The sequence below is a fragment of the Cellulomonas humilata genome (assembly GCF_030814415.1).
GTDB lineage: Bacteria > Actinomycetota > Actinomycetes > Actinomycetales > Cellulomonadaceae > Cellulomonas > Cellulomonas humilata_A.
Genome location: NZ_JAUSVB010000002.1, coordinates 626,255 through 644,835, shown reverse-complemented (window position 1 = coordinate 644,835; position 18,581 = coordinate 626,255). Strand labels below are relative to the sequence as shown.

Sequence of the window (18,581 nt, the reverse complement as noted above, 5' to 3'; positions counted from 1 at the left end):
TGCAACTCGTTGCAGCAACTTGCAGGACGGCCCACCCTAGAGCGTGACGGTCGTTCCCACCAGCACCAGCTCGCTCGTGTGCGACCCCAGGATCCCCACGCCGGCGGGGCGCGGCTCGAAGCCGGGCAGGTCCTCGAGCCCGTCGCTGCCGTCCGCCACCTGCAGCACCGCCTCGTCGTCACCGGACAACGTGAGCGTGACGTGCACGCCGCCGGCCTGCGGCGCGTTGAACACCGCGGCGAGCGTGCCGTCGGCCACCGGGACGTCCCGGCCCTCGATCTGTGCGGACTGCACTCCCCCGTCCGCGATGGTCAGGGACACCAGTCGCACGTCCCGCTGCGGGGTGATGGTCAGCTCGAGCGTGCGGACGCCGTCCGTCGTCGTGTCGGAGTCCGTCGTCACCTCGGGCGCGGCCAGGTCCGCCGCCTCGGCCTGCCCGGTCCACACGTCGGTGCCGAGCAGCGGGAACGTCGCGTGGACGTCCTCGTGCTCCGAGACGAACTGTCCGGTCCAGCCGCTGGGGCTGATCTCCGAGCTGACCCACCAGGCGTCCCCGGAGTCCGCGTCCAGCGCGTACATGAGCTGCGTCGGCAGGGGATGCTCCTCGTCGAACTGGTCGACCACGAGCCCCACGCCGACGCAGGCGACCGCGACCACCCCGGCTCCGAGCGCCGGGAGCAGCGACCGTCGACCCCGCGGGACCAGACCGTCGAGGACCGGCAGCAGCGCGAGCCCGAGCAGGATCGCGAACAGCGCCGGAGCCGCACCCGTCGCGAGCCCGAGGGCCGGCAGGAACAGCAGCACGATGGGCGCGAGCACGACGACCGCGACAGCCCCGACGACCGTGTGCACCACGACGCGGGAGGTGTCCCCGAGGCGCAGCGCGACGATGCCGCCGACGCCTCCGGCGAGGGCCGGCAGCGCAGCCAGGTACGAGCCGCCCGGCGTGACCGACGCGAGGACGAGGCCCAGCACGGCCAGCCACCCGAGCGCCCCGACGACCAGCGCGGGGGCGCCGAGCCGGTCGCGCAGCGCGCCGAACCACACCAGCAGGACGGTGACCACGAGGGCGACGAGCGCGGCCCGGAACCACCAGGGCTGCCACGGGTCGAGCAGCTCGGCGTACCCGGGCCGCAGCGCGACGAGCAGCATCCAGAACAGCTGCGCCACGACCACGACGACCACGATCGGCGCCAGGGCCCACGCGAAGCCCGCGGCCAGCCGGCGTCCGGTGACCAGCTCGCGACGCACCGAGAGCCAGCCGAGCGCGACGACCGCGAGCGCGGCGAGGACCGCGACCGGCCACACGAGCCAGCCGGGGTAGCGCGCGAGCTCCCCGAACGCCGGGAAGTAGGTGGCGTCGTTCGCCGACGGGACGCTCAGCGCGGAGATGTCGTCGTCGCCGAGCGCTCGTGCCAGCGCGAGGGCGTTCGCCCCGTGGTGCTGCAGGCTCGCGAGGTCCATGTACTCGGGCCGGTCCTCGGGCGTGTGGTATGCCGCAGACCCGTCGATGTACGCAGTGTTGAGACCGGTGAACCGCGCCTCTTCCCGGAACGGCGAGAAGTCGGTGTCGTTGGGCAGGATCCGGTAGACCTCGACGGCCATGGAGCTGCCGACGGGGTGCGGGACGGTCGAGTAGACGTCGACCAGGGCGGCGTTGCCGCGCGACGTCTCGAACATGATCGCCGGGCCGGACGAGCCGCGGGCCTCGAAGTTGAGCACCACGCCGCCGTCGGCGCCGAGCGGGTCGTCGTGCACGAACGCCTCGGCCCCGCACAGGCAGGCCTCTTCGGCGTCCGTGAACAGCAGGACGAGGTCGTTCGTCAGCGGCGGTCCCTCGCGCAGCGCGCGGACGGTCTCGAGCAGGGTCGCGGTGCCGGCGCCGTCGTCGTTGGCGCCGTAGGACACCTGCACCGAGTCGTAGTGCGCGACCAGGAACACGGTGCCCGTCGAGTCCGAGCCGGGGACGACGGCGACCACGTTCTCGACGGCGGCCAGCCCGTACCCGCTGCCGAGGGCGCCCGTCGCGCCGACGCCCTCGACCACCTCGGGCTCCAGGCCGAGGTCGGTGAGCGTGTCGACGAGGTAGTCCCGCACGTCGCCGGCGGCCTCGCTGCCGGCCGGATGGACCTCCTGCCCGATGCCCTCCACGTGCTCGAACGCGCGCTGCGCGCTGAACGTGTCGGCGGGCGCGTCGGCCGGGGCCGGTGCGGGCGGCCAGACCGTCCACAGGCTCACCGCCGTCAGCAGCACGAGGAGCAGCAGGCTGAGCACGGAGAGTCCGCGGGACCTCGTCGTCTCGTTCACGGGCTCATGATCGCGCGTCGACCGCACGTCGGGTGGGTACCGCGCCTCGTGTCCTGGACGAGACCCCGCCTCCGGAGACAACCCGATCCGGATCCCGACCCGGTTCACAGGCCGAGTCGCTTCACTCTGGGCCGCATGTGCCGATAAGAGGTGCATGAGCTGGTTGGGGGCGGCGCCCGTCGCACTGCTGTGCGTCGTCGCCTTCTGGGCCCCCGGACTGCTGCTCGCGCGCGCTGCCGGGATGCGGGGTCTGTACGCCGTCGCGATCGCGCCCGCCGTGACTGCCGGGCTGCTCGGGTGCTTCTCGATCCTCCTGGATGCGGTCGGGATCCGCTGGAGCTGGCTCTCTGCGGCGGCTGCGACGGGCCTGACCGTGCTCGTCGTCGTCCTGGTGCGCAGGACCCGCCAGCGCTCACCCGACGCGTCGGCTCCGGCGGGCCCCGGCGGCGGTGCCGTGCTCGGAGCGGCGATCGCCGTCGGCGTGCTCGGTCAGCTCGTCCCGGTGGTCGTCGCGATGGGTCGCCCGGACCGCGTACTGAACGCCTGGGACGCGCTGTTCCACCTGAGCGCGGTGCAGGATGCACGGGCCGCCGGCCGCGTCACGCCCATGTCCCTGGCGAGCCTCGCGGCCCCCGACAGCGCGACCGTGAGCTTCTACCCGCACGCGTGGCACGCGGTCACGGCCCTCGTTCCCCAGTGGTCCGGGGCGATGGTGACCGTCAACGTCGCGTCGCTCGTGCCGGTGGTCCTGGCGACGGTCGTCGGCATGGCGGCTCTGGCGCGGGCAGTCTTCCCGGACGTCCCCTCGGTCGCGTCCGTCACGGCCGTGCTCGCGGCGTCTGGCGTCGTGGCGCCCCTCGGGATCGCCCTGCAGCCCGGGCTCATCCCCAACGCCTTCGCGCTGAGCCTCGTGCCCGGCGTCCTCGCCTGTGTCGTCGAGGTGTGCCGCCGGCGCTCGTCCGACTGGTTCCTCCTCGGGCTGGCAGTCGTCGGCATCACGCTCGTCCATCCGAACGCGGGTCTGACGCTCGCGCTGTTGTCGCTCCCGTGGGTTGTCCCGGCCCTCGCGTCGCCCGTCCGTCGGCTGGCGACGGGGTGGCCCGGACGGGTCGCGATGACTGCCGCGGTGGCTGCCGCGGTCGCCGCCGTCGTCGTCGTCCGCTCGAGCTCGACCGCTCAGGTGGTCGCGGCGATCCACCAGAAGCCGCCTCAGCCGTACGCCGAGCTCGCGGTGCGACTCGTGACCGGGAACCTGGGCGAATGGCCCGTCTATCCGATCGTCGTCACCGTCCTCGCGGTCGTCGGAGCCGTCGTCGCCGTCCGGCAGCGGCGAGGGAGGGCTCTCGTGGTCGCGGCCGTTCTCGCGATCGCTCTCTACGCGTGCGCGGCGTCGCCGATCGACGCACTGTCCAGCGTGACGCGGCTCTGGTACACCGAGACCCGGCGGATCGCGCCCGTCGTCGGGATGCTCCTCGTACCGCTCGCGGCCGCGGGTGTCGTCTGGACGGTGCGCGAGGCAGCTCGGAGGGTCGAGCTGCCCGCACGGCTGAGCGCGGACGCCGGGCGGGCAGTGCTCGGTGGACTGCTCCTCGTGCTGGCGGTCGGTCTCGGACCTCTCACCTTGACCAGCCTGGCCGACGACTCCTTCAGCCAGAGCGTGCCGGATCGGCCGGCGACTTTCGACCGCGTGCCCTACCTCAGCCAGGCGGAGGAAGACATGATCCGCACCATCGGCGGCCGCCTCGATCCCGACGACCTGCTCCTCGGGTCGTCCTTCTCGGGCGCAGGCCACCTTGCGGCGCTCACCGGCCAGCGCGTGAACCAGCCGTACCACACGACGCTCCTCAGCCCGGAGGCGGTGTATGTCAGCGACCACCTGGCTGACCTCGGCGTCGACCCGCACGTGTGCGCGGACGTCCGGGCGCTCGGAGCCCACGCCGTGTACGTCGACCCCTACCCCTTGCACTCGACCTACTGGCGCGAGGCGACTCCCGGAGAGTTCGTCACCGCGCCTCGCGACGGCGTCGTGCTGGCGCGCGCAGGGGACACCGCGATCTACTCGCTCGACGCGTGCTACTGACGCGTCGCCCGCGAGCAGCGCGTTCGTCACTTCTAGGGTGAGACCCGTGCCCCACGTCCTCGTCAACGGTCCCGCCTCCTGGAACACCCTGATCCGGCTCCCGGCACTGCCCGACCCGCGCTCGCAGACGCTCTTCGCCAGCAGCCATCACGACGGGCTCGGCGGCACCTCGGCCGGCAAGGCGCTCACGCTCGCCGCCCTCGGTGTCGACGTGACCCTGCGCACCGCGATCGGCGACGACGGCGAGGGCTCGCGGGTCCGCGCTGCGCTCGCGCACCCACGGATCTTGCTCGTCGTCCAGGAGGTCGCGGCCACCGAGCGGCACGTCAACCTGATGGCCGACGACGGCGCTCGCGTCTCGCTCTACCTGGAGCTGCCGTCCCCGGGACCCGGTCCCGTGCCCTCGCTCGACGGCGTCGACGCGGCCGTCCTCGACCTCGCCGACCACAGCCGCCCGCTCCTGACGGCCGCCCGAGCCGCGGGCGTGCCGGTCTGGTGCGACGTGCACGACGACGACGGCCTCGCCGACTACCCGCGCGACTTCGCCGCGGCCGCCGACGTGCTGCTGGTCAGCGCCGCACGACTGACCGACCCACGCGCGTACCTGTCGGGCGCAGTAGCCCGCGGGTGCCGGCTCGCGGTGTGCACCGACGGAGGCAACGGCGCGCTCGCGCTCGACGCGGACGGGTGGATCGAGGTGCCGGCCGCGCCGGTGGCGGACGTCGTCGACACCAACGGCGCCGGCGACGCGTTCCTGGCGGGACTGCTCAGCGGGGTGCTGGACGACCTACCGGTCGAGGCCGCGCTCGCGCGAGCGTCGGCGGCAGGCGCGACGGCGGTGACCACCCGCGACCTGGGCGCACCCGCTGCCACGGTCCCGACCCTCGACGTCCTCGCCGCCACCGTGCCGGTCCGGCGCGTGTGACGAACGAGCCATGAGTGCCGTGAAAGGACGGCATGGCGGCACGCATGGCTTGCTCGGCGGGGGTCAGCCGCCCGAGACGCTCAGCTCGGCCTCGTGCAGGGCCTTCGCGAACTCCGGGGACAGGTCGCGCGAGTCCAGCCAGCCGTACGGGAGCAGCGGGCGCTTGGGTGACCCGGCACGGCCGCGCTGCCCCTCGGCACCGGCCCCGGGGTAGCCCTGGTCCAGGTCGAGCCGGGCGAGGCGCTCGTCCAGCTCGGCCATCGTCGACACGAGCCCGAGGGCGGCCCGGGTCTCCCCGCCGACGATGTAGCCCTTGAAGTACCAGGCCATGTGCTTGCGCATCTCGCGCAGCGCCTTGCCCTCGTCGCCGAAGTGCTCGACCATCAGCTCGGCGTGGCGGCGCACGATCGTCGCGACGTACCCGAGGCCGGGGCGGATCCGCTCGTCGGACCCCGCGAACGCGGCGGCGAGGTCGGCGAACAGCCACGGCCGTCCCTGGCAGCCGCGGCCGACGACGACGCCGTCGCACCCGGTCTGCGCGACCATCTCGAGGGCGTCCTCAGCGGACCAGATGTCCCCGTTGCCCAGCACCGGGATGTCGGTCACGGCGGCCTTGAGCTGCGCGATCGCGTCCCAGTCGGCGGTGCCGGAGTAGTAGTCGGCGGCGGTGCGGGCGTGCAGCGAGACCGCGGCGACCCCGACCTCCTGCGCGACCAGCCCGGCTTCGAGGTAGGTCAGGTGGTCGTCGTCGATGCCCTTGCGCATCTTCACCGTGACCGGGATGCCGTAGGGACGGGCGGCGTCGACGGCGGCCGTGATGATGGCCCGGAACAGGTCCCGCTTCCAGGGCAGCACCGCTCCCCCGCCGCGGCGCGTGACCTTGGGCACCGGGCAGCCGAAGTTGAGGTCGACGTGGTCGGCGCGGTCCTCGCTCGCGATGAGCCGGACCGCGGCGCCGACCGTTGCGGGGTCCACGCCGTACACCTGCACGGAGCGCGGCCGCTCGTCGGGCTCGTGCGAGATGATCCGCATCGACTCCTCGCCGCGCTCGACCAGCGCGCGGGACGTGACCATCTCGGCGACGTACAGGCCGGCGCCGGACTCGCGGCACAGGCGTCGGAACGCGGCGTTGGTGACCCCGGCCATGGGCGCCAGGACGACCGGCGTGTCGATGGTCAGCGGACCGATGCGCAGCGGCGGAAGCACGGCGCCCGGGCGCGCCGGAACCGCAGAAGTCGTCATGGTCATGGACCCATTCTCCCTCAGCCGAGCAACCAGCCGTTCTCCTGCGCCAGCCGGACCGCCTCGGCACGCGTCCGGGCGCCTGTTTTTCCCATCGCGGCGGACAGGTAGTTGCGCACCGTCCCCTCGGACAGGAACGTCTCCCGGGCGATGTCCGCGACGGTCCCGCCACCCGCGGCGGCGACCAGGACGTCCCGCTCGCGCTCGGTCAGCGGGCTGCTCCCCACGGCCAAGGACTCGACGGCCAGGTCCGGGTCGACCACGCGCAGACCGCGGTGCACGCGGCGCACGGCGTCGGCCAGCTGCTCGGCGGGCGTGTCCTTGACGACGAACCCGCTGGCCCCGGCATCGAGCGCGCGACGCAGGTAGCCGGGACGGCCGAACGTGGTGACGACGAGCGACCGGCACGCCGGGTACGCCGCCCTGAGCGCAGCGGCCGCCGCGATGCCGTCCAGCCCCGGCATCTCCACGTCGAGCAGGGCCACGTCGGCGGCGCTCGCCCGGGCGGCGTCGACGACCTCGTCGCCGCGTCCCACCTGGGCCACGACGGCGAGGTCGGCCTCGAGGTCCAGCAGCGCGGCGAGCGCACCCCGCACCAGGGCCTGGTCGTCGGCGAGCAGGAGGCGGATCATCGCGTCGCTCCGGTCGTCGTCACGAGCAGCCGGTAGCCGCCCAGCGGGCTCGGGGAGACCGCGACACGGGCCCCGACCTGACGAGCGCGCTCCGAGAGTCCCCGCAGCCCGTTGCCGGCGATGAGGTCGGCCGCGGCCGGACCGTCGCCGTCGTCGTCCACCACGAGCGTGTCCCCCGTCATCGTCACCTGCACCCGCGTGGCCGCCGCGTGCCGCAGGACGTTCGTCGTGCCCTCCCGGACCGCCCACGCGAACAGCTCGCGCAGCTCGTCGGGCACCTGGTCGACCGTGCCGGGCACGTCGGCCTCGACGCCGGCCGAGTCGAAGGCCTGTCGCGCGCCTGCCAGCTCGCCGGCGAGCGTCACGGCGCGGGTCGCCGACACCGTCCCGCGGACGTCCGCGAGCGCCGCGCGGGCCAGCGCCTGCACGTCCGCCATCTCCGCCTTCGCACGTTCCGGATCGAGGTCCACGAGCTTGCCGGCGAGCTCCGCCTTGACCGAGATGACGGTCAGGCTGTGCCCGAGGATGTCGTGGATGTCGCGGGCGATCCGCTCGCGCTCCCGCTCGATCGCGAGGACGGCGACCTCGTCCTGCGCGAGCTGGAGCTGGCGGTTGCGGAGCACGAGCTGCGTGAACCCGAAGACGGCGACCGACGCGAGGACCACCGAGATCACGAGGTCGTCGATCGGCTCCCAGCCGGGCACGATCCGCGGCAGCACGACGATGACGACGGAGGCAAAGACGGCGACCAGCAGCGCCCGCGGGTCCCGCATCAGGAAGATCGCGGAGACGCACACGAACACGAGGCCGACCAGGCCCTCCTCCCCCGCCGCGAGGGTCGACACGCCGACGAGGACGACCTGGCCCGCGAGCACGAACCCGGTCCTCGGGTCGGGGAGGCGGCTGCCGTGCGGCCCCGCACGCGTGAGGACGACCCACGCGAAGCTCACCGCCAGCCCCGCGATCGCGACGAGGGAGAGCGTCCGCTCGATGCCGTGCGGCGCGGCCCAGGCCGCCTGCCACGGCTGCAGCAGGAACACCGCCCAGACGATGCCGAGGACGGGGCCGACGACGCGCATGACCCGTCGTGTCCGCGGCCGGGACAGTCCGTCGTCGCCCCACGGGGGCCCGCCGCCCGGCCTTGCGTCGCGGTCCGTCCTCACGGCGCCCACGCTAGCCGGGCCACGGTCGACCGGGCCGTCGGCCGGAGCACCGGTCACACGCGCGCCGTGTCCCGACGGAACCGCCAGGCCGCGCCGCCGACGAACACGGCGGCCCAGCCGACCACGTTGACGACGGCCCAGATGCTCGGCGCGTCGCCGGTGAGCGGAGCCCGCACGATCTCGGCGAGCCCGTACGTCGGGACCACCTTGGCGATGTCGGCGAAGAGCCCGTCCCCGAGCGGCACGAACAGCCCACCGGCGAACGCGAGCAGCGCGAGCACCGGACCGAGGACCTGCATGACGTTCTCCGCCGGCAGCAGGTACCCCATGAAGAGCCCGAACGCGGCGAAGACCACGGAGCCGACCCACGCGAGCCCGAGAGAGGCTGCGATCGCACCGGCGTCGCCCGTCGCACCGCTGATCAGGCCCACGATCGCGACCACCACGACGGCGGCGAGCCCCATGACCATCGCGACGAGCACCTTGGTGAAGACGTACGTCGCGGGTCGCAGGGGCGTGAGCCGCAGCTGCCGGGTCCAGCCCTGCGAGCGCTCGACGGAGACGCTCGCACCGCCGCTCGTGGTGGCGAGCATGGCGCCGTACAGAGCCATCGAGACCATGATGAACGCGGTGACGTTGCCGTTGCCGACGGACTGCGTCTTGTACGCCTCCGCCGTGCCGAAGATGAGGAAGAACGCCGGCGGCATGATCAGCGTGAAGATGACCGTCCGGCGGTTGCGCAGCAGGCGGCGCAGCTCGATCGCGAGGAACGGACCGTTGAGCAGGCCGGTGCGGGGCGTCCGGTCGGCAGTGCGGGCCGGTGTGGTGGCGACGACGGTGCTCATGCGGGGCTCCCGGTGGTGTCGTGGTCGCCCGTCAGGGCGAGGAACGCGTCCTCGAGCCCGCGGGCGGTGATCTCGATGTCGCTCGCCGCGGTCGCGGTGAGCAGGTGACGGGCGACGCCGTCGGAGTCGGAGGTCCGCACCAGCAGCCGGTCGCGACGCAGCTCGACCGACTGGACGCCCGGGATCGCCTCGAGGTCCGTCGTCTGCGCGGCGGTGACGTCGGGCAGCGTGGCGGTGACCAGCCGGCCCGACGCGAGGTTCTTCACCTGCGCCGCCGATCCGTCGGCGACGATCCGCCCGTGGCTGACCAGCACGATCCGGTCGGCGTAGGCGTCGGCCTCCTCGAGGTAGTGCGTGGCGAACAGGATCGTCCGGCCGCGCGAGGCGTCGGCCCGCAGGGCGGTCCAGAAGTCGCGGCGCCCTTCCACGTCCATGCCGGTCGTCGGCTCGTCGAGCACGATCACGTCCGGGTCCGGCAGCAGGGCGAGCGCGAACCGGAGCCGCTGCTGCTGACCGCCCGAGCACGTGCCCACCTTGCGGTCGGCGATGTCGGCGATGCCCGCGCGGGCGAGCACCTCGCCCGCGGAGCGCGACGCGCGGAAGAACGACGCCGTCAGCTCGACGGTCTCGCCGACCGTGAGGTCCTTGAGCAGGCCGCCGCTCTGCATGACGGCCGAGACCCGGCCCTCGGCGATCGCGCGGTTCGGGTCGAGCCCGAGCACGGACACCGAGCCGGCGTCCGGACGGGCCAGGCCCAGCAGCATGTCGATCGTCGTGGTCTTGCCGGCCCCGTTGGGACCGAGGAACGCGACGACCTCGCCGGGCGTGATCGCCAGGTCGATCCCGTCGACGGCGCGGACGCTGCCGAAGGACTTGTGCAGGCCCCGCAGGTCGATCGCCAGCGGGCCCGGTCCGGCCTGAGCCGGTGTGGGGAGGGTGTCGGTGAAGGTCATGGCTCGATCCTGACCGGCGCGGCGAGCCGGCTCCCCCGTCGCCCGTCACCACCTCGGGATGACGGATGTCATCCCGGCGCACGGCAGGCCCGGAGCGTGCGCTCCGGGCCTGCGGTGTCGGTCGGGTCAGGCGCCGACGAGGTGCTGCGCCAGGTAGCCGACGACCTTGTCCAGGGCGACGCGCTCCTGCGTCATGTCGTCGCGGTGCCGGATGGTGACGGCCTGGTCGTCGAGCGTGTCGAAGTCGACCGTGATGCAGAACGGCGTACCGATCTCGTCCTGGCGGCGGTAACGACGGCCGATGGCGCCGGCGTCGTCGAAGTCGACGTTCCAGTTCTTGCGGAGCTCGGCGGCGAGGTCACGGGCCTTCGGCGACAGGGACTCGTTGCGGGACAGCGGCAGCACCGCGGCCTTGACGGGCGCGAGGCGCGGGTCGAGCTTGAGCACGGTGCGGACGTCGACGCCACCCTTGGTGTTGGGCGCCTCGTCCTCGGTGTACGACTCGACGAGGAACGCCATGAGCGAGCGGGTCAGGCCGGCCGCGGGCTCGATGACGTAGGGCACGTACCGGGTGTTGGTCGCCTGGTCGAAGTACGACAGGTCCTGGCCGGAGTGCTCGGTGTGCGTCTTGAGGTCGAAGTCCGTGCGGTTGGCGATGCCCTCGAGCTCGCCCCACTCGCTGCCCTGGAACTGGAACCGGTACTCGATGTCGACGGTGCGCTTGGAGTAGTGCGACAGCTTCTCGGCCGGGTGCTCGTAGTGCCGCAGGTTCTCGCGGGCGATGCCGAGATCCACGTACCAGTCGGTGCGCTGGTCGATCCAGTACTGGTGCCACGTCTCGTCGGTGCCGGGCTCGACGAAGAACTCCATCTCCATCTGCTCGAACTCGCGCGTGCGGAAGATGAAGTTGCCAGGCGTGATCTCGTTGCGGAACGACTTGCCGATCTGGCCGATGCCGAACGGCGGCTTCTTGCGCGACGTGGTGCTCACGTTGGCGAAGTTCACGAAGATGCCCTGCGCGGTCTCGGGCCGCAGGTAGTGCAGGCCGGACTCGTCCTCGACGGGGCCGAGGTAGGTCTTGAGCATCATGTTGAAGTCGCGGGGCTCGGTCCACTGGCCGCGGGTGCCGCAGTTCGGGCACGCGATGTCCGCCAGGCCGTGCTCGGGGACGCGGCCCTTCTTCTCCTCGAACTCCTCCAGCATGTGGTCCTCGCGGAACCGCTTGTGGCAGGAGAGGCACTCGGTCAGCGGATCGGTGAAGACGCCGACGTGGCCGGAGGCGACCCAGACCTGCCGCGGAAGGATCACCGAGGAGTCGAGGCCGACGATGTCGTCGCGGCTGGTGACCATCGTGCGCCACCACTGGCGCTTGATGTTCTCCTTGAGCTCCACGCCGAGCGGTCCGTAGTCCCACGCGGAGCGGGTACCGCCGTAGATCTCACCGCTCGGGAAGACGAACCCGCGCCGCTTGGCGAGGGAGACGACGGAGTCCAGGCGGGAGGGTGCAGCCACGATCGATCACTCCAGGGTGGTGGCGTCCGCGGCTGGGTGTCGCGGACGGGTGGACCGCGGCGCCGGGCGCGCCCCGGTGAAGACAGAGGGGAACAGAGGTTGAGCAGCCAGGCTACCGGTCAGCGACGCGACGCGTTTTGACAACCGTTCTCGTCTAACTGAGAATGATCGTCATGTCCATCCCGCGTCGCCACCTCGCCGTCCTCGCCGCTCTCCCGCTGGTGCTGACCGGCTGCGCGAGCGCGTCGGGTGCCGACGACGGGACCGTCGACGTCATGGCCTCGTTCTACCCCCTCCAGTTCGTGGCCGAGCAGGTGGGCGGCGACCGGGTGAGCGTCCGGTCGTTGACGCCTCCCGGCGCCGAGCCGCACGACGTCGAGCTCTCCCCCGCCCAGGTCTCCCGGATCGACGGCGCCGACCTCGTGGTCTACCTGTCCGGCTTCCAGGCTGCGGTCGACGACGCGATCGCCCAGACCTCGCCGGCGCACGTCGTGGATGCGGCGACCGAGGCGACGCTGCGACCGGAGGAGCACGAGGACGAGTCCGCGGAGGAGCACGAGGAGCACGATCACGGCGACGTCGACCCCCACTTCTGGCTCGACCCGAGCCGGATGCCGTCGGTCGTCCAGGACGTCGCCGACACGCTCACCGAGATCGACCCCGACGGCGCCGAGACGTTCGCGGCCAACGCCGCCGCGCTGACCCAGCGCTTCGAGGACCTCGACGCCGCCTACGCCACCGGCCTGGAGCAGTGCGACTCCCGGACCTTCGTCACGTCGCACGAGGCGTTCGGCTACCTGGCCGATCGCTACGACCTGCACCAGGTCGGCATCTCCGGCATCGACCCCGAGGCCGAACCCTCACCCGCCCGGCTGGCCGCGGTCGAGAAGATCGTGCGCGACGAAGGCGTCACGACGATCTTCTTCGAGACGCTGGTCAGCCCCAAGGTGGCCGAGACCCTGGCCGCCGACCTCGGCGTCGAGGCCGCCGTGCTCGACCCGATCGAGGGTCTGGCAGACCCCGACACCGACTACTTCACGATCGCGCAGGCCAACCTCGACGCCCTGCGCATGGCATTGTCCTGCTCGTGAGCACCCCCGTGATCGAGGCCACCGGCCTCGGCGTGACGCTCGGCGGCCAGCCGATCCTCGACGGCATCGACCTCGTCGTGCCCGCCGGTGAGGTGCTGGCGCTGCTCGGCGCCAACGGCTCGGGCAAGTCGACCCTCGTGCGCTCGCTGCTCGGGGTGGTGACCCGGACCGCCGGTGACGTGCGGCTGTTCGGTGCTCCGCTCGGCCCGTCGGCCCCCTGGGACCGGATCGGGTACGTGCCGCAGCGGCTGCCTGCCGCCGCGGGCGTCCCCGCGACCGCCTACGAGGTGGTGACGTCCGGGCTGCTGCACGGCCGGACGCTGCGGCCGCCGCGTGGTCACAAGCGCCGCGCGCTCGCCGCGCTGGCCGACGTCGGCCTGGCCGACCGGGCGTTCCAGCGGGTGCAGGAGATGTCCGGTGGCCAGCAGCAGCGCGTGCTCATCGCCCGCGCCCTGGTCCGCGACCCCGACCTGCTGGTCCTCGACGAGCCGACCTCCGGCATCGACATCCCGACGCAGGCGACGTTCGTCGACACCGTCAGCCGCCTGCACGACGCGGGGACCACGGTGGTCGTGATCCTGCACGAGCTCGGCCCGTTCTCGCCCCTGATCGACCGCGCGATCGTGCTGCGGCACGGCCGCGTCGCGCACGACGGCCCGCCGCCCCGCGCCCGCGGCGAGCACGCCGGCCAGTGGCACGACCACACGCACGCGCACCCCGACCCGGAGCCGCCGCAGACCGGACCGTCGCTGTCCGTGGAGGTGAACCCGTGACCGCGTGGGACCAGGTGGTCGAGCTGCTCAGCTCTCCCCTCATGCAGCGCGCGCTCATCGCGGCGGTGCTCGTCGGGGCCGCCGCACCGGTCGTCGGCACGTTCCTGGTGCAGCGCCGGATGGCTCTCCTGGGCGACGGCATCGGGCACGTCGCCCTCACCGGCGTCGCGCTCGGCTGGCTCGTCGGCAGCTGGGCGGGCCTGGTTCCGCAGGACACGCTCGCGCTTCCGGGCGCCGTCATCGCGGCGGTCGTCGGCTCGATCGTCATCGAGCTCGTGCGCGAGCGCGGCCGGACCAGCGGCGACCTCGCCCTCGCGCTCATGTTCTACGGCGGCATCGCCGGCGGCGTCCTGCTCATCAAGCTCGCGGGCGGCACCAACGCCAACCTGATCAGCTACCTGTTCGGCTCCATCTCGACCGTGTCCACCGCCGACCTGTGGTGGACCGTCGCCCTGGCCGTCCTGGTGCTCGGCGTCGGGGTCGGCCTGCGCACGGCCCTGTTCGCCGTCAGTCACGACGAGGAGTTCGCCCGGGCCAGCGGGCTGCCCGTGCGGCTGCTCTCGATGCTCGTCGCGACCATCGCCGCCCTCACCGTGACCATCGCGATGCGCGTGGTGGGCCTCCTGCTGGTCAGCGCGCTGATGATCGTGCCCGTGGCCATCGCGCAGCTGTTCGCCCGCTCGTTCAGCCGCACCATGACGCTGGCCAGCGTGATCGGCGTCGTCGTCAGCGTCTCCGGGCTGGTGCTCACGTACTGGCAGGACATCCCGCCCGGGGCCACGATCGTCGTCCTGGCGATCCTGGTGTACGCCGTCGCCGCCACCCTGCAGCCGCTCCTGCGCCGGCCCGCACCGCCGCAGGACCCCCACCCGGACATGGTCGACGACGTCCTGCTCGTCGACGACGTCGACGATGCTGACGGAGTGGCAGTTAGGCGACCCTCACCGACCACGTAGGATCAGCGCGTGGACCCCCTCGACGCCTATCACCTCGGCAGCGTGCCGCTCGGTGTTGCCGTCGCCGGCCTCTTCGTGATCGTCATGGCCCGCTCCCACGGCACCTACTGGGCCGGCCGCGGTGTCGTCCGCGGGGCGCAGGCCGTCCACGAGCAGGAGGGCGCGCCCGGCTGGTGGCACGCCACGATCCAGCGGCTGGAGGCCTGGACCGACACCCGGAGCGCCCAGCGCGGGCTCGGTCTGGTGCGGCGCTGGGGTCCGATCGCGGTCACGCTCGCGTTCCTGACGGTGGGGCTGCAGACCGCGATCTTCGCGGCGGCCGGCGTCGTGAAGATGCCGTACCTGCGGTTCGCCATCGCCACGGTCCCCGGGGCGCTGGTGTGGGCGGGCGTCTGGGCGACGATCGGCTTCGGCGCCGTGTGGGCGGCCATCTCGCTGTTCGCCACCTCACCGTGGGCGCTCGCCGGCGCGGTGCTCGTGGTCGTCGTCGGGGTCGGCTGGCTGGTCCGCCGCCGACTGCTGCGCCGGGCACAGCGCACCGGGTCGACGGCGGTTCAGGCCGAGGTCTGACCCGGCTTGTCCACGGCGCCGCCGTAGCGCCGGTCCCGACGCGCGTACGTCTCCACCGCGCGCCACAGGTGCCGGCGGTCGACGTCGGGCCACGGCTCGTCGAGGAACACCAGCTCGGCGTACGCGGCCTGCCAGATCATGAAGTTCGACGTCCGCTGCTCGCCCGACGACCGCAGGAACAGGTCCACGTCCGGCAGGTCGGGCTCGTCGAGGTACCGCGCGAAGAGCTTCTCGTTGACCTTGTCCGGCTTCACACGACCGGCGGCGACCTCGCGCGCGATCGCCTGTGCGGCGTCGGCGATCTCGGCACGGCCGCCGTAGTTCACGCACATCGTGAGCGTGACCGTCGAGTTCTGCCTGGTCAGCTCCTCCGCGGTCTCCAGCTCGGTGATCACCGAGCGCCACAGCCGCGGGCGCCGGCCCGCCCAGCGGACCCGCACCCCCCACGAGTTCATCAGGTCCCGGCGGCGGCGCAGCACGTCCCGGTTGAACCCCATGAGGAAGCGCACCTCGTCGGGTGAGCGCGACCAGTTCTCGGTGGAGAACGCGTACGCCGAGACGTACTCGACGCCCACCTCGATGGCACCGGCGACGACGTCGAGCAGGGACGCCTCCCCCGCGGCATGCCCGGCCGTCCGGGGCAGACCGCGCGCGTTCGCCCAGCGGCCGTTGCCGTCCATGACGACGGCCACGTGCCGGGGCACGAACTCCTTCGGGATCACGGGAGCGCGTTCGCCGCTGGGGTGCGGCGGGGGTGGGACCGGCATTCAGACCCTCTCGACCATGGGGAGCGAGCGCAGCTGGCGCTCGAGGTGGAACTGGCAGAACGCGGCGACCAGGCCGTTGCCCTCGCCGCGGTGCCGCTCGGCGCTCGCGTCGGCGACGGACCAGTCTCCCGCAAGCAGCGCGGCCAGGAGCTCGAACGTCTCGGGCGCCGGCGCGGCCGCACCCGGTGGCCGGCAGGCCCGGCAGACGGCACCGCCCGACGCCACCGCGAACGCGGAGTGCGGCCCGGGCTCCCCGCAGCGCGCGCAGTCGGTGAAGCTGGGCGCCCACCCGGCGACCGAGAGCGCACGCAGCAGGTACGAGTCGAGCACCAGACCGGGCGCGTGGTCACGGGACGCCAGCGCCTTCACGGCGCCGACCAGGAGCCAGTACTGCTGCAGGGAGGGCTCGTGCTCGGCCTCGACCAGCCGGTCCGCCGTCTCGAGCATGACCGTGCCCGCGGTGTAGAGCGTGTAGTCCTCGCAGATCCGGCGCCCGAACGGTCCCAGCGTCTCGGCCTGCGTGACGATGTCGAGGTTGCGCCCCGTGCTCAGCTGCAGGTCGACGTACATGAACGGCTCGAGCCGCGACCCGAACTTCGACGACGTGCGGCGGACCCCCTTGCCGACGGCACGGACCTTCCCGTGCGACCGGGTCAGGAGGGTGACGATGCGGTCGGCCTCCCCCAGCTTGTGGGTGCGCAGGACGATCGCCTCGTCGCGGTAGAGGCTCACCTCGTCATTCTCCCCCGCGCCACCCACACGGGTGCCCCGGGACACGCGTTCGGACGGTACCGCTGACCCGGGGAGGGGTGCGGGCGGGATCGCCGAGCGCACCCCTCCCCGAGCACACCGACCGGCGGGGTGTCCGCCGGGTCGGTGGTTCTGGGGCGGGAGCGCTCAGCGCTCGTGCCGGTTGACCGCCGAGATGATCGCCTTGAGGGAGGCCGTCGTGATCGACGGGTCGATGCCGACGCCCCACAGGATCTCGTCGCCGATGGCGCACTCGACGTACGCGGCCGCGGTGGCGTCACCGCCCGAGGAGAGGGCGTGCTCGGCGTAGTCCAGCACCGCGACGTCGACGCCGAGGGTCTTCACGGCTGCGACGAACGCCGCCACCGGACCGTTGCCGGAACCCTGGAGCGTGCGCTGCACGCCGCGGTCGACGAGGTCCACCTCCAGGGTGTCCGGCCCGTCCTCGACACTGGTCCCGCGCGTGCCCCGCAGCGAGAACCGGCCCCACGGCGCGAACGGGCTGCCCGGCTCCACCGGCAGGTACTCGTCGTTGAAGATGTGCCACAGCTCGTCGGCCGTGACCTCGGTGCCGTGCTGGTCCGTGTGCCGCTGCACCACCTGGGAGAACTCGATCTGCAGCCGGCGCGGCAGGTCCAGGTCCTTCTCGGACTTCATCAGGTAGCTGATGCCGCCCTTCCCCGACTGCGAGTTCACGCGGATGATCGCCTCGTACGAGCGCCCCACGTCCTTCGGGTCGATCGGCAGGTACGGGACGGCCCAGACGACGTCGTCGATGGTCTTGCCCTGCCGCACGGCCGACGCCTCCAGGGCGTCCAGGCCCTTCTTGATGGCGTCCTGGTGCGAGCCCGAGAAGGCCGTGAACACCAGGTCCCCGCCGTACGGGTGCCGCTCGTTGACGGGCAGCTGGTTGCAGCGCTCGACGGTGCGGCGGATGTGGTCGACGTCGGAGAAGTCCAGCTGCGGGTCCACGCCCTGGCTGAACAGGTTCATGCCGAGGGTCACCAGGCAGACGTTCCCGGTGCGCTCGCCGTTGCCGAACAGGCAGCCCTCGATGCGGTCCGCACCGGCCAGGTAGCCCAGCTCCGCAGCCGCGACGGCCGTGCCCCGGTCGTTGTGCGGGTGCAGCGACAGGACGACGCTCTCGCGGTAGCGCAGGTTGCGGCTCATCCACTCGATCGAGTCCGCGTACACGTTCGGCGTCGCCATCTCGACGGTGGCCGGCAGGTTGATGATCACCTTGCGGTCCGGCGTCGGCTCCAGCACCTCCAGCACCGCGTTGCAGACCCGCAGCGCGAACTCCAGCTCGGTGCCGGTGTAGGACTCGGGCGAGTACTCGTAGAACACGTCCGTGTCCGGGACGAGCTCCTCGTACTTCCGGCAGAACCGGGCGCCCGACACCGCGATGTCGATGATGCCGTCCTCGTCCGTGCGGAACACGACCTCGCGCTGGAGCGTCGAGGTGGAGTTGTACAGGTGCACGATCGCCTGCTTGGCGCCCGCGATCGCCTCGTACGTCCGCTCGATGAGGTGCTCACGCGCCTGGGTCAGCACCTGGATGACGACGTCGTCCGGGATGCGGTTCTCCTCGATGAGCATCCGCACGAAGTCGAAGTCCGTCTGCGACGCCGACGGGAAGCCGACCTCGATCTCCTTGAAACCCATCTGCACCAGGAGCTCGAACATCTCGAGCTTGCGGGCGGGGTTCATCGGCTCGATCAGCGCCTGGTTCCCGTCGCGCAGGTCGACGGCGCACCAGCGCGGGGCCTGGGTGACGCGGTTGTCGGGCCACCGGCGGTCGGGCAGGTCCACGCGGATCTGCTCGTGGAACGGGCGGTACTTGTGCACCGGCATCGACGACGGCTGCTGTGCGCTCGTCTCCAGATAGGTCATGGTCTTCTCGTCCTTCGGGCGGTTCGGCGGGGAGTCAGCCGGCACACACGACACCGCGACGAGGATGCGGCCTAGAGGGCCTCGTCGCGGCAGCGAAGAAGGAGGGTGACTGCGAGCACGAT

Annotated in this window: 16 protein-coding genes; 6 read left to right on the top strand and 10 right to left on the bottom strand. The window is 72.5% G+C overall.

Annotated elements, in window-relative coordinates; translation table 11 throughout:
* Window positions 1-36: 36 nt before the first annotated feature.
* Window positions 37-2,307, bottom strand: a complete 2,271-nt coding sequence (locus J2X26_RS08975; RefSeq protein ID WP_307491566.1) for a M28 family peptidase — start codon at window positions 2,305-2,307, stop codon at window positions 37-39.
* A gap of 154 nt (window positions 2,308-2,461) precedes the next feature.
* Here J2X26_RS08975 and J2X26_RS08970 point away from each other — a divergent pair, with 154 nt between their 5' ends.
* Window positions 2,462-4,387 (top strand): DUF6541 family protein, encoded by a 1,926-nt coding sequence (locus tag J2X26_RS08970; protein ID WP_307491565.1) that lies wholly within the window; start codon window positions 2,462-2,464, stop codon window positions 4,385-4,387.
* A gap of 46 nt (window positions 4,388-4,433) precedes the next feature.
* Window positions 4,434-5,312, top strand: coding sequence for a carbohydrate kinase family protein (locus tag J2X26_RS08965; protein ID WP_307491563.1), 879 nt, complete (start codon window positions 4,434-4,436; stop codon window positions 5,310-5,312).
* 63 nt (window positions 5,313-5,375) lie between these two features.
* Here the strand turns inward: J2X26_RS08965 and dusB are convergent, their stop codons facing one another.
* The 6 genes from dusB to J2X26_RS08935 form a co-directional block, all read right to left on the bottom strand.
* Window positions 5,376-6,560 carry a tRNA dihydrouridine synthase DusB gene (gene dusB, locus J2X26_RS08960; RefSeq protein ID WP_307491561.1) on the bottom strand — a complete coding sequence of 395 codons (1,185 nt, stop codon included), beginning with the start codon at window positions 6,558-6,560 and terminating at the stop codon, window positions 5,376-5,378.
* 14 nt (window positions 6,561-6,574) lie between these two features.
* The gene (locus J2X26_RS08955) at window positions 6,575-7,186 is read right to left on the bottom strand and encodes a response regulator transcription factor (protein WP_307491559.1); all 612 of its coding nucleotides are present in this window, start codon (window positions 7,184-7,186) and stop codon (window positions 6,575-6,577) included.
* On the bottom strand, window positions 7,183-8,265 hold the full coding sequence (locus tag J2X26_RS08950) for a sensor histidine kinase (RefSeq protein WP_307491557.1): 1,083 nt from the start codon (window positions 8,263-8,265) through the stop codon (window positions 7,183-7,185). The genes J2X26_RS08955 and J2X26_RS08950 overlap by 4 nt, the downstream gene beginning before the upstream one ends.
* 137 nt (window positions 8,266-8,402) lie before the next feature.
* A complete protein-coding gene (locus tag J2X26_RS08945; RefSeq protein ID WP_307491555.1) occupies window positions 8,403-9,194 on the bottom strand; it encodes an ABC transporter permease in 792 nt (263 codons plus the stop codon).
* Window positions 9,191-10,147: an ABC transporter ATP-binding protein gene (locus J2X26_RS08940; RefSeq protein WP_307491554.1), complete on the bottom strand. Its 957-nt coding sequence runs from the start codon at window positions 10,145-10,147 to the stop codon at window positions 9,191-9,193. The genes J2X26_RS08945 and J2X26_RS08940 overlap by 4 nt, the downstream gene beginning before the upstream one ends.
* Before the next feature lie 126 nt (window positions 10,148-10,273).
* Entirely contained in the window at window positions 10,274-11,659 is a 1,386-nt protein-coding gene (locus J2X26_RS08935; protein ID WP_307491553.1) for a glycine--tRNA ligase, read from the bottom strand.
* 173 nt (window positions 11,660-11,832) lie between these two features.
* Here J2X26_RS08935 and J2X26_RS08930 point away from each other — a divergent pair, with 173 nt between their 5' ends.
* Genes J2X26_RS08930 through J2X26_RS08915 form a run of 4 tightly spaced genes read left to right on the top strand, consistent with a single transcriptional unit; the run spans window position 11,833 to window position 15,049 of the window.
* Window positions 11,833-12,750 (top strand): metal ABC transporter substrate-binding protein, encoded by a 918-nt coding sequence (locus tag J2X26_RS08930; protein WP_307491552.1) that lies wholly within the window; start codon window positions 11,833-11,835, stop codon window positions 12,748-12,750.
* Window positions 12,747-13,523 carry a metal ABC transporter ATP-binding protein gene (locus tag J2X26_RS08925; RefSeq protein WP_307491550.1) on the top strand — a complete coding sequence of 259 codons (777 nt, stop codon included), beginning with the start codon at window positions 12,747-12,749 and terminating at the stop codon, window positions 13,521-13,523. The genes J2X26_RS08930 and J2X26_RS08925 overlap by 4 nt, the downstream gene beginning before the upstream one ends.
* Window positions 13,524-13,564: 41 nt before the next feature.
* A complete protein-coding gene (locus J2X26_RS08920) occupies window positions 13,565-14,479 on the top strand; it encodes a metal ABC transporter permease (protein WP_439897840.1) in 915 nt (304 codons plus the stop codon).
* Between the two features lie 9 nt (window positions 14,480-14,488).
* Complete coding sequence (locus J2X26_RS08915) at window positions 14,489-15,049, top strand: DedA family protein (RefSeq protein ID WP_307491547.1); 561 nt, start codon at window positions 14,489-14,491, stop codon at window positions 15,047-15,049.
* Here J2X26_RS08915 and J2X26_RS08910 read toward each other — a convergent pair.
* The 3 genes from J2X26_RS08910 to leuA all read right to left on the bottom strand — a co-directional run bounded on the left by J2X26_RS08910 (window position 15,034) and on the right by leuA (window position 18,459).
* Entirely contained in the window at window positions 15,034-15,816 is a 783-nt protein-coding gene (locus tag J2X26_RS08910) for an isoprenyl transferase (RefSeq protein ID WP_307491545.1), read from the bottom strand. The two genes, J2X26_RS08915 and J2X26_RS08910, sit on opposite strands and share 16 nt — an antisense overlap.
* On the bottom strand, window positions 15,817-16,548 hold the full coding sequence (gene recO / locus J2X26_RS08905) for a DNA repair protein RecO (protein WP_307491543.1): 732 nt from the start codon (window positions 16,546-16,548) through the stop codon (window positions 15,817-15,819).
* A 165-nt stretch (window positions 16,549-16,713) separates the two neighbouring features.
* Entirely contained in the window at window positions 16,714-18,459 is a 1,746-nt protein-coding gene (leuA, locus tag J2X26_RS08900; protein WP_307491541.1) for a 2-isopropylmalate synthase, read from the bottom strand.
* Between the last annotated feature and the right edge of the window lie 122 nt (window positions 18,460-18,581).

Excerpts from the sequence above, each read along its gene's own strand:
- J2X26_RS08930 (WP_307491552.1), top strand. The coding sequence starts at position 11,833 with ATGTCCATCCCGCGTCGCCACCTCGCCGTCCTCGCCGCTCTCCCGCTG.
- J2X26_RS08950 (WP_307491557.1), bottom strand. The coding sequence starts at position 8,265 with ATGCGCGTCGTCGGCCCCGTCCTCGGCATCGTCTGGGCGGTGTTCCTG.
- J2X26_RS08910 (WP_307491545.1), bottom strand. The coding sequence starts at position 15,816 with ATGCCGGTCCCACCCCCGCCGCACCCCAGCGGCGAACGCGCTCCCGTG.
- J2X26_RS08945 (WP_307491555.1), bottom strand. The coding sequence starts at position 9,194 with ATGAGCACCGTCGTCGCCACCACACCGGCCCGCACTGCCGACCGGACG.
- dusB (WP_307491561.1), bottom strand. The coding sequence starts at position 6,560 with ATGACCATGACGACTTCTGCGGTTCCGGCGCGCCCGGGCGCCGTGCTT.
- leuA (WP_307491541.1), bottom strand. The coding sequence starts at position 18,459 with ATGACCTATCTGGAGACGAGCGCACAGCAGCCGTCGTCGATGCCGGTG.
- J2X26_RS08955 (WP_307491559.1), bottom strand. The coding sequence starts at position 7,186 with ATGATCCGCCTCCTGCTCGCCGACGACCAGGCCCTGGTGCGGGGTGCG.
- J2X26_RS08920 (WP_439897840.1), top strand. The coding sequence starts at position 13,565 with ATGCAGCGCGCGCTCATCGCGGCGGTGCTCGTCGGGGCCGCCGCACCG.
- J2X26_RS08970 (WP_307491565.1), top strand. The coding sequence starts at position 2,462 with ATGAGCTGGTTGGGGGCGGCGCCCGTCGCACTGCTGTGCGTCGTCGCC.
- J2X26_RS08940 (WP_307491554.1), bottom strand. The coding sequence starts at position 10,147 with ATGACCTTCACCGACACCCTCCCCACACCGGCTCAGGCCGGACCGGGC.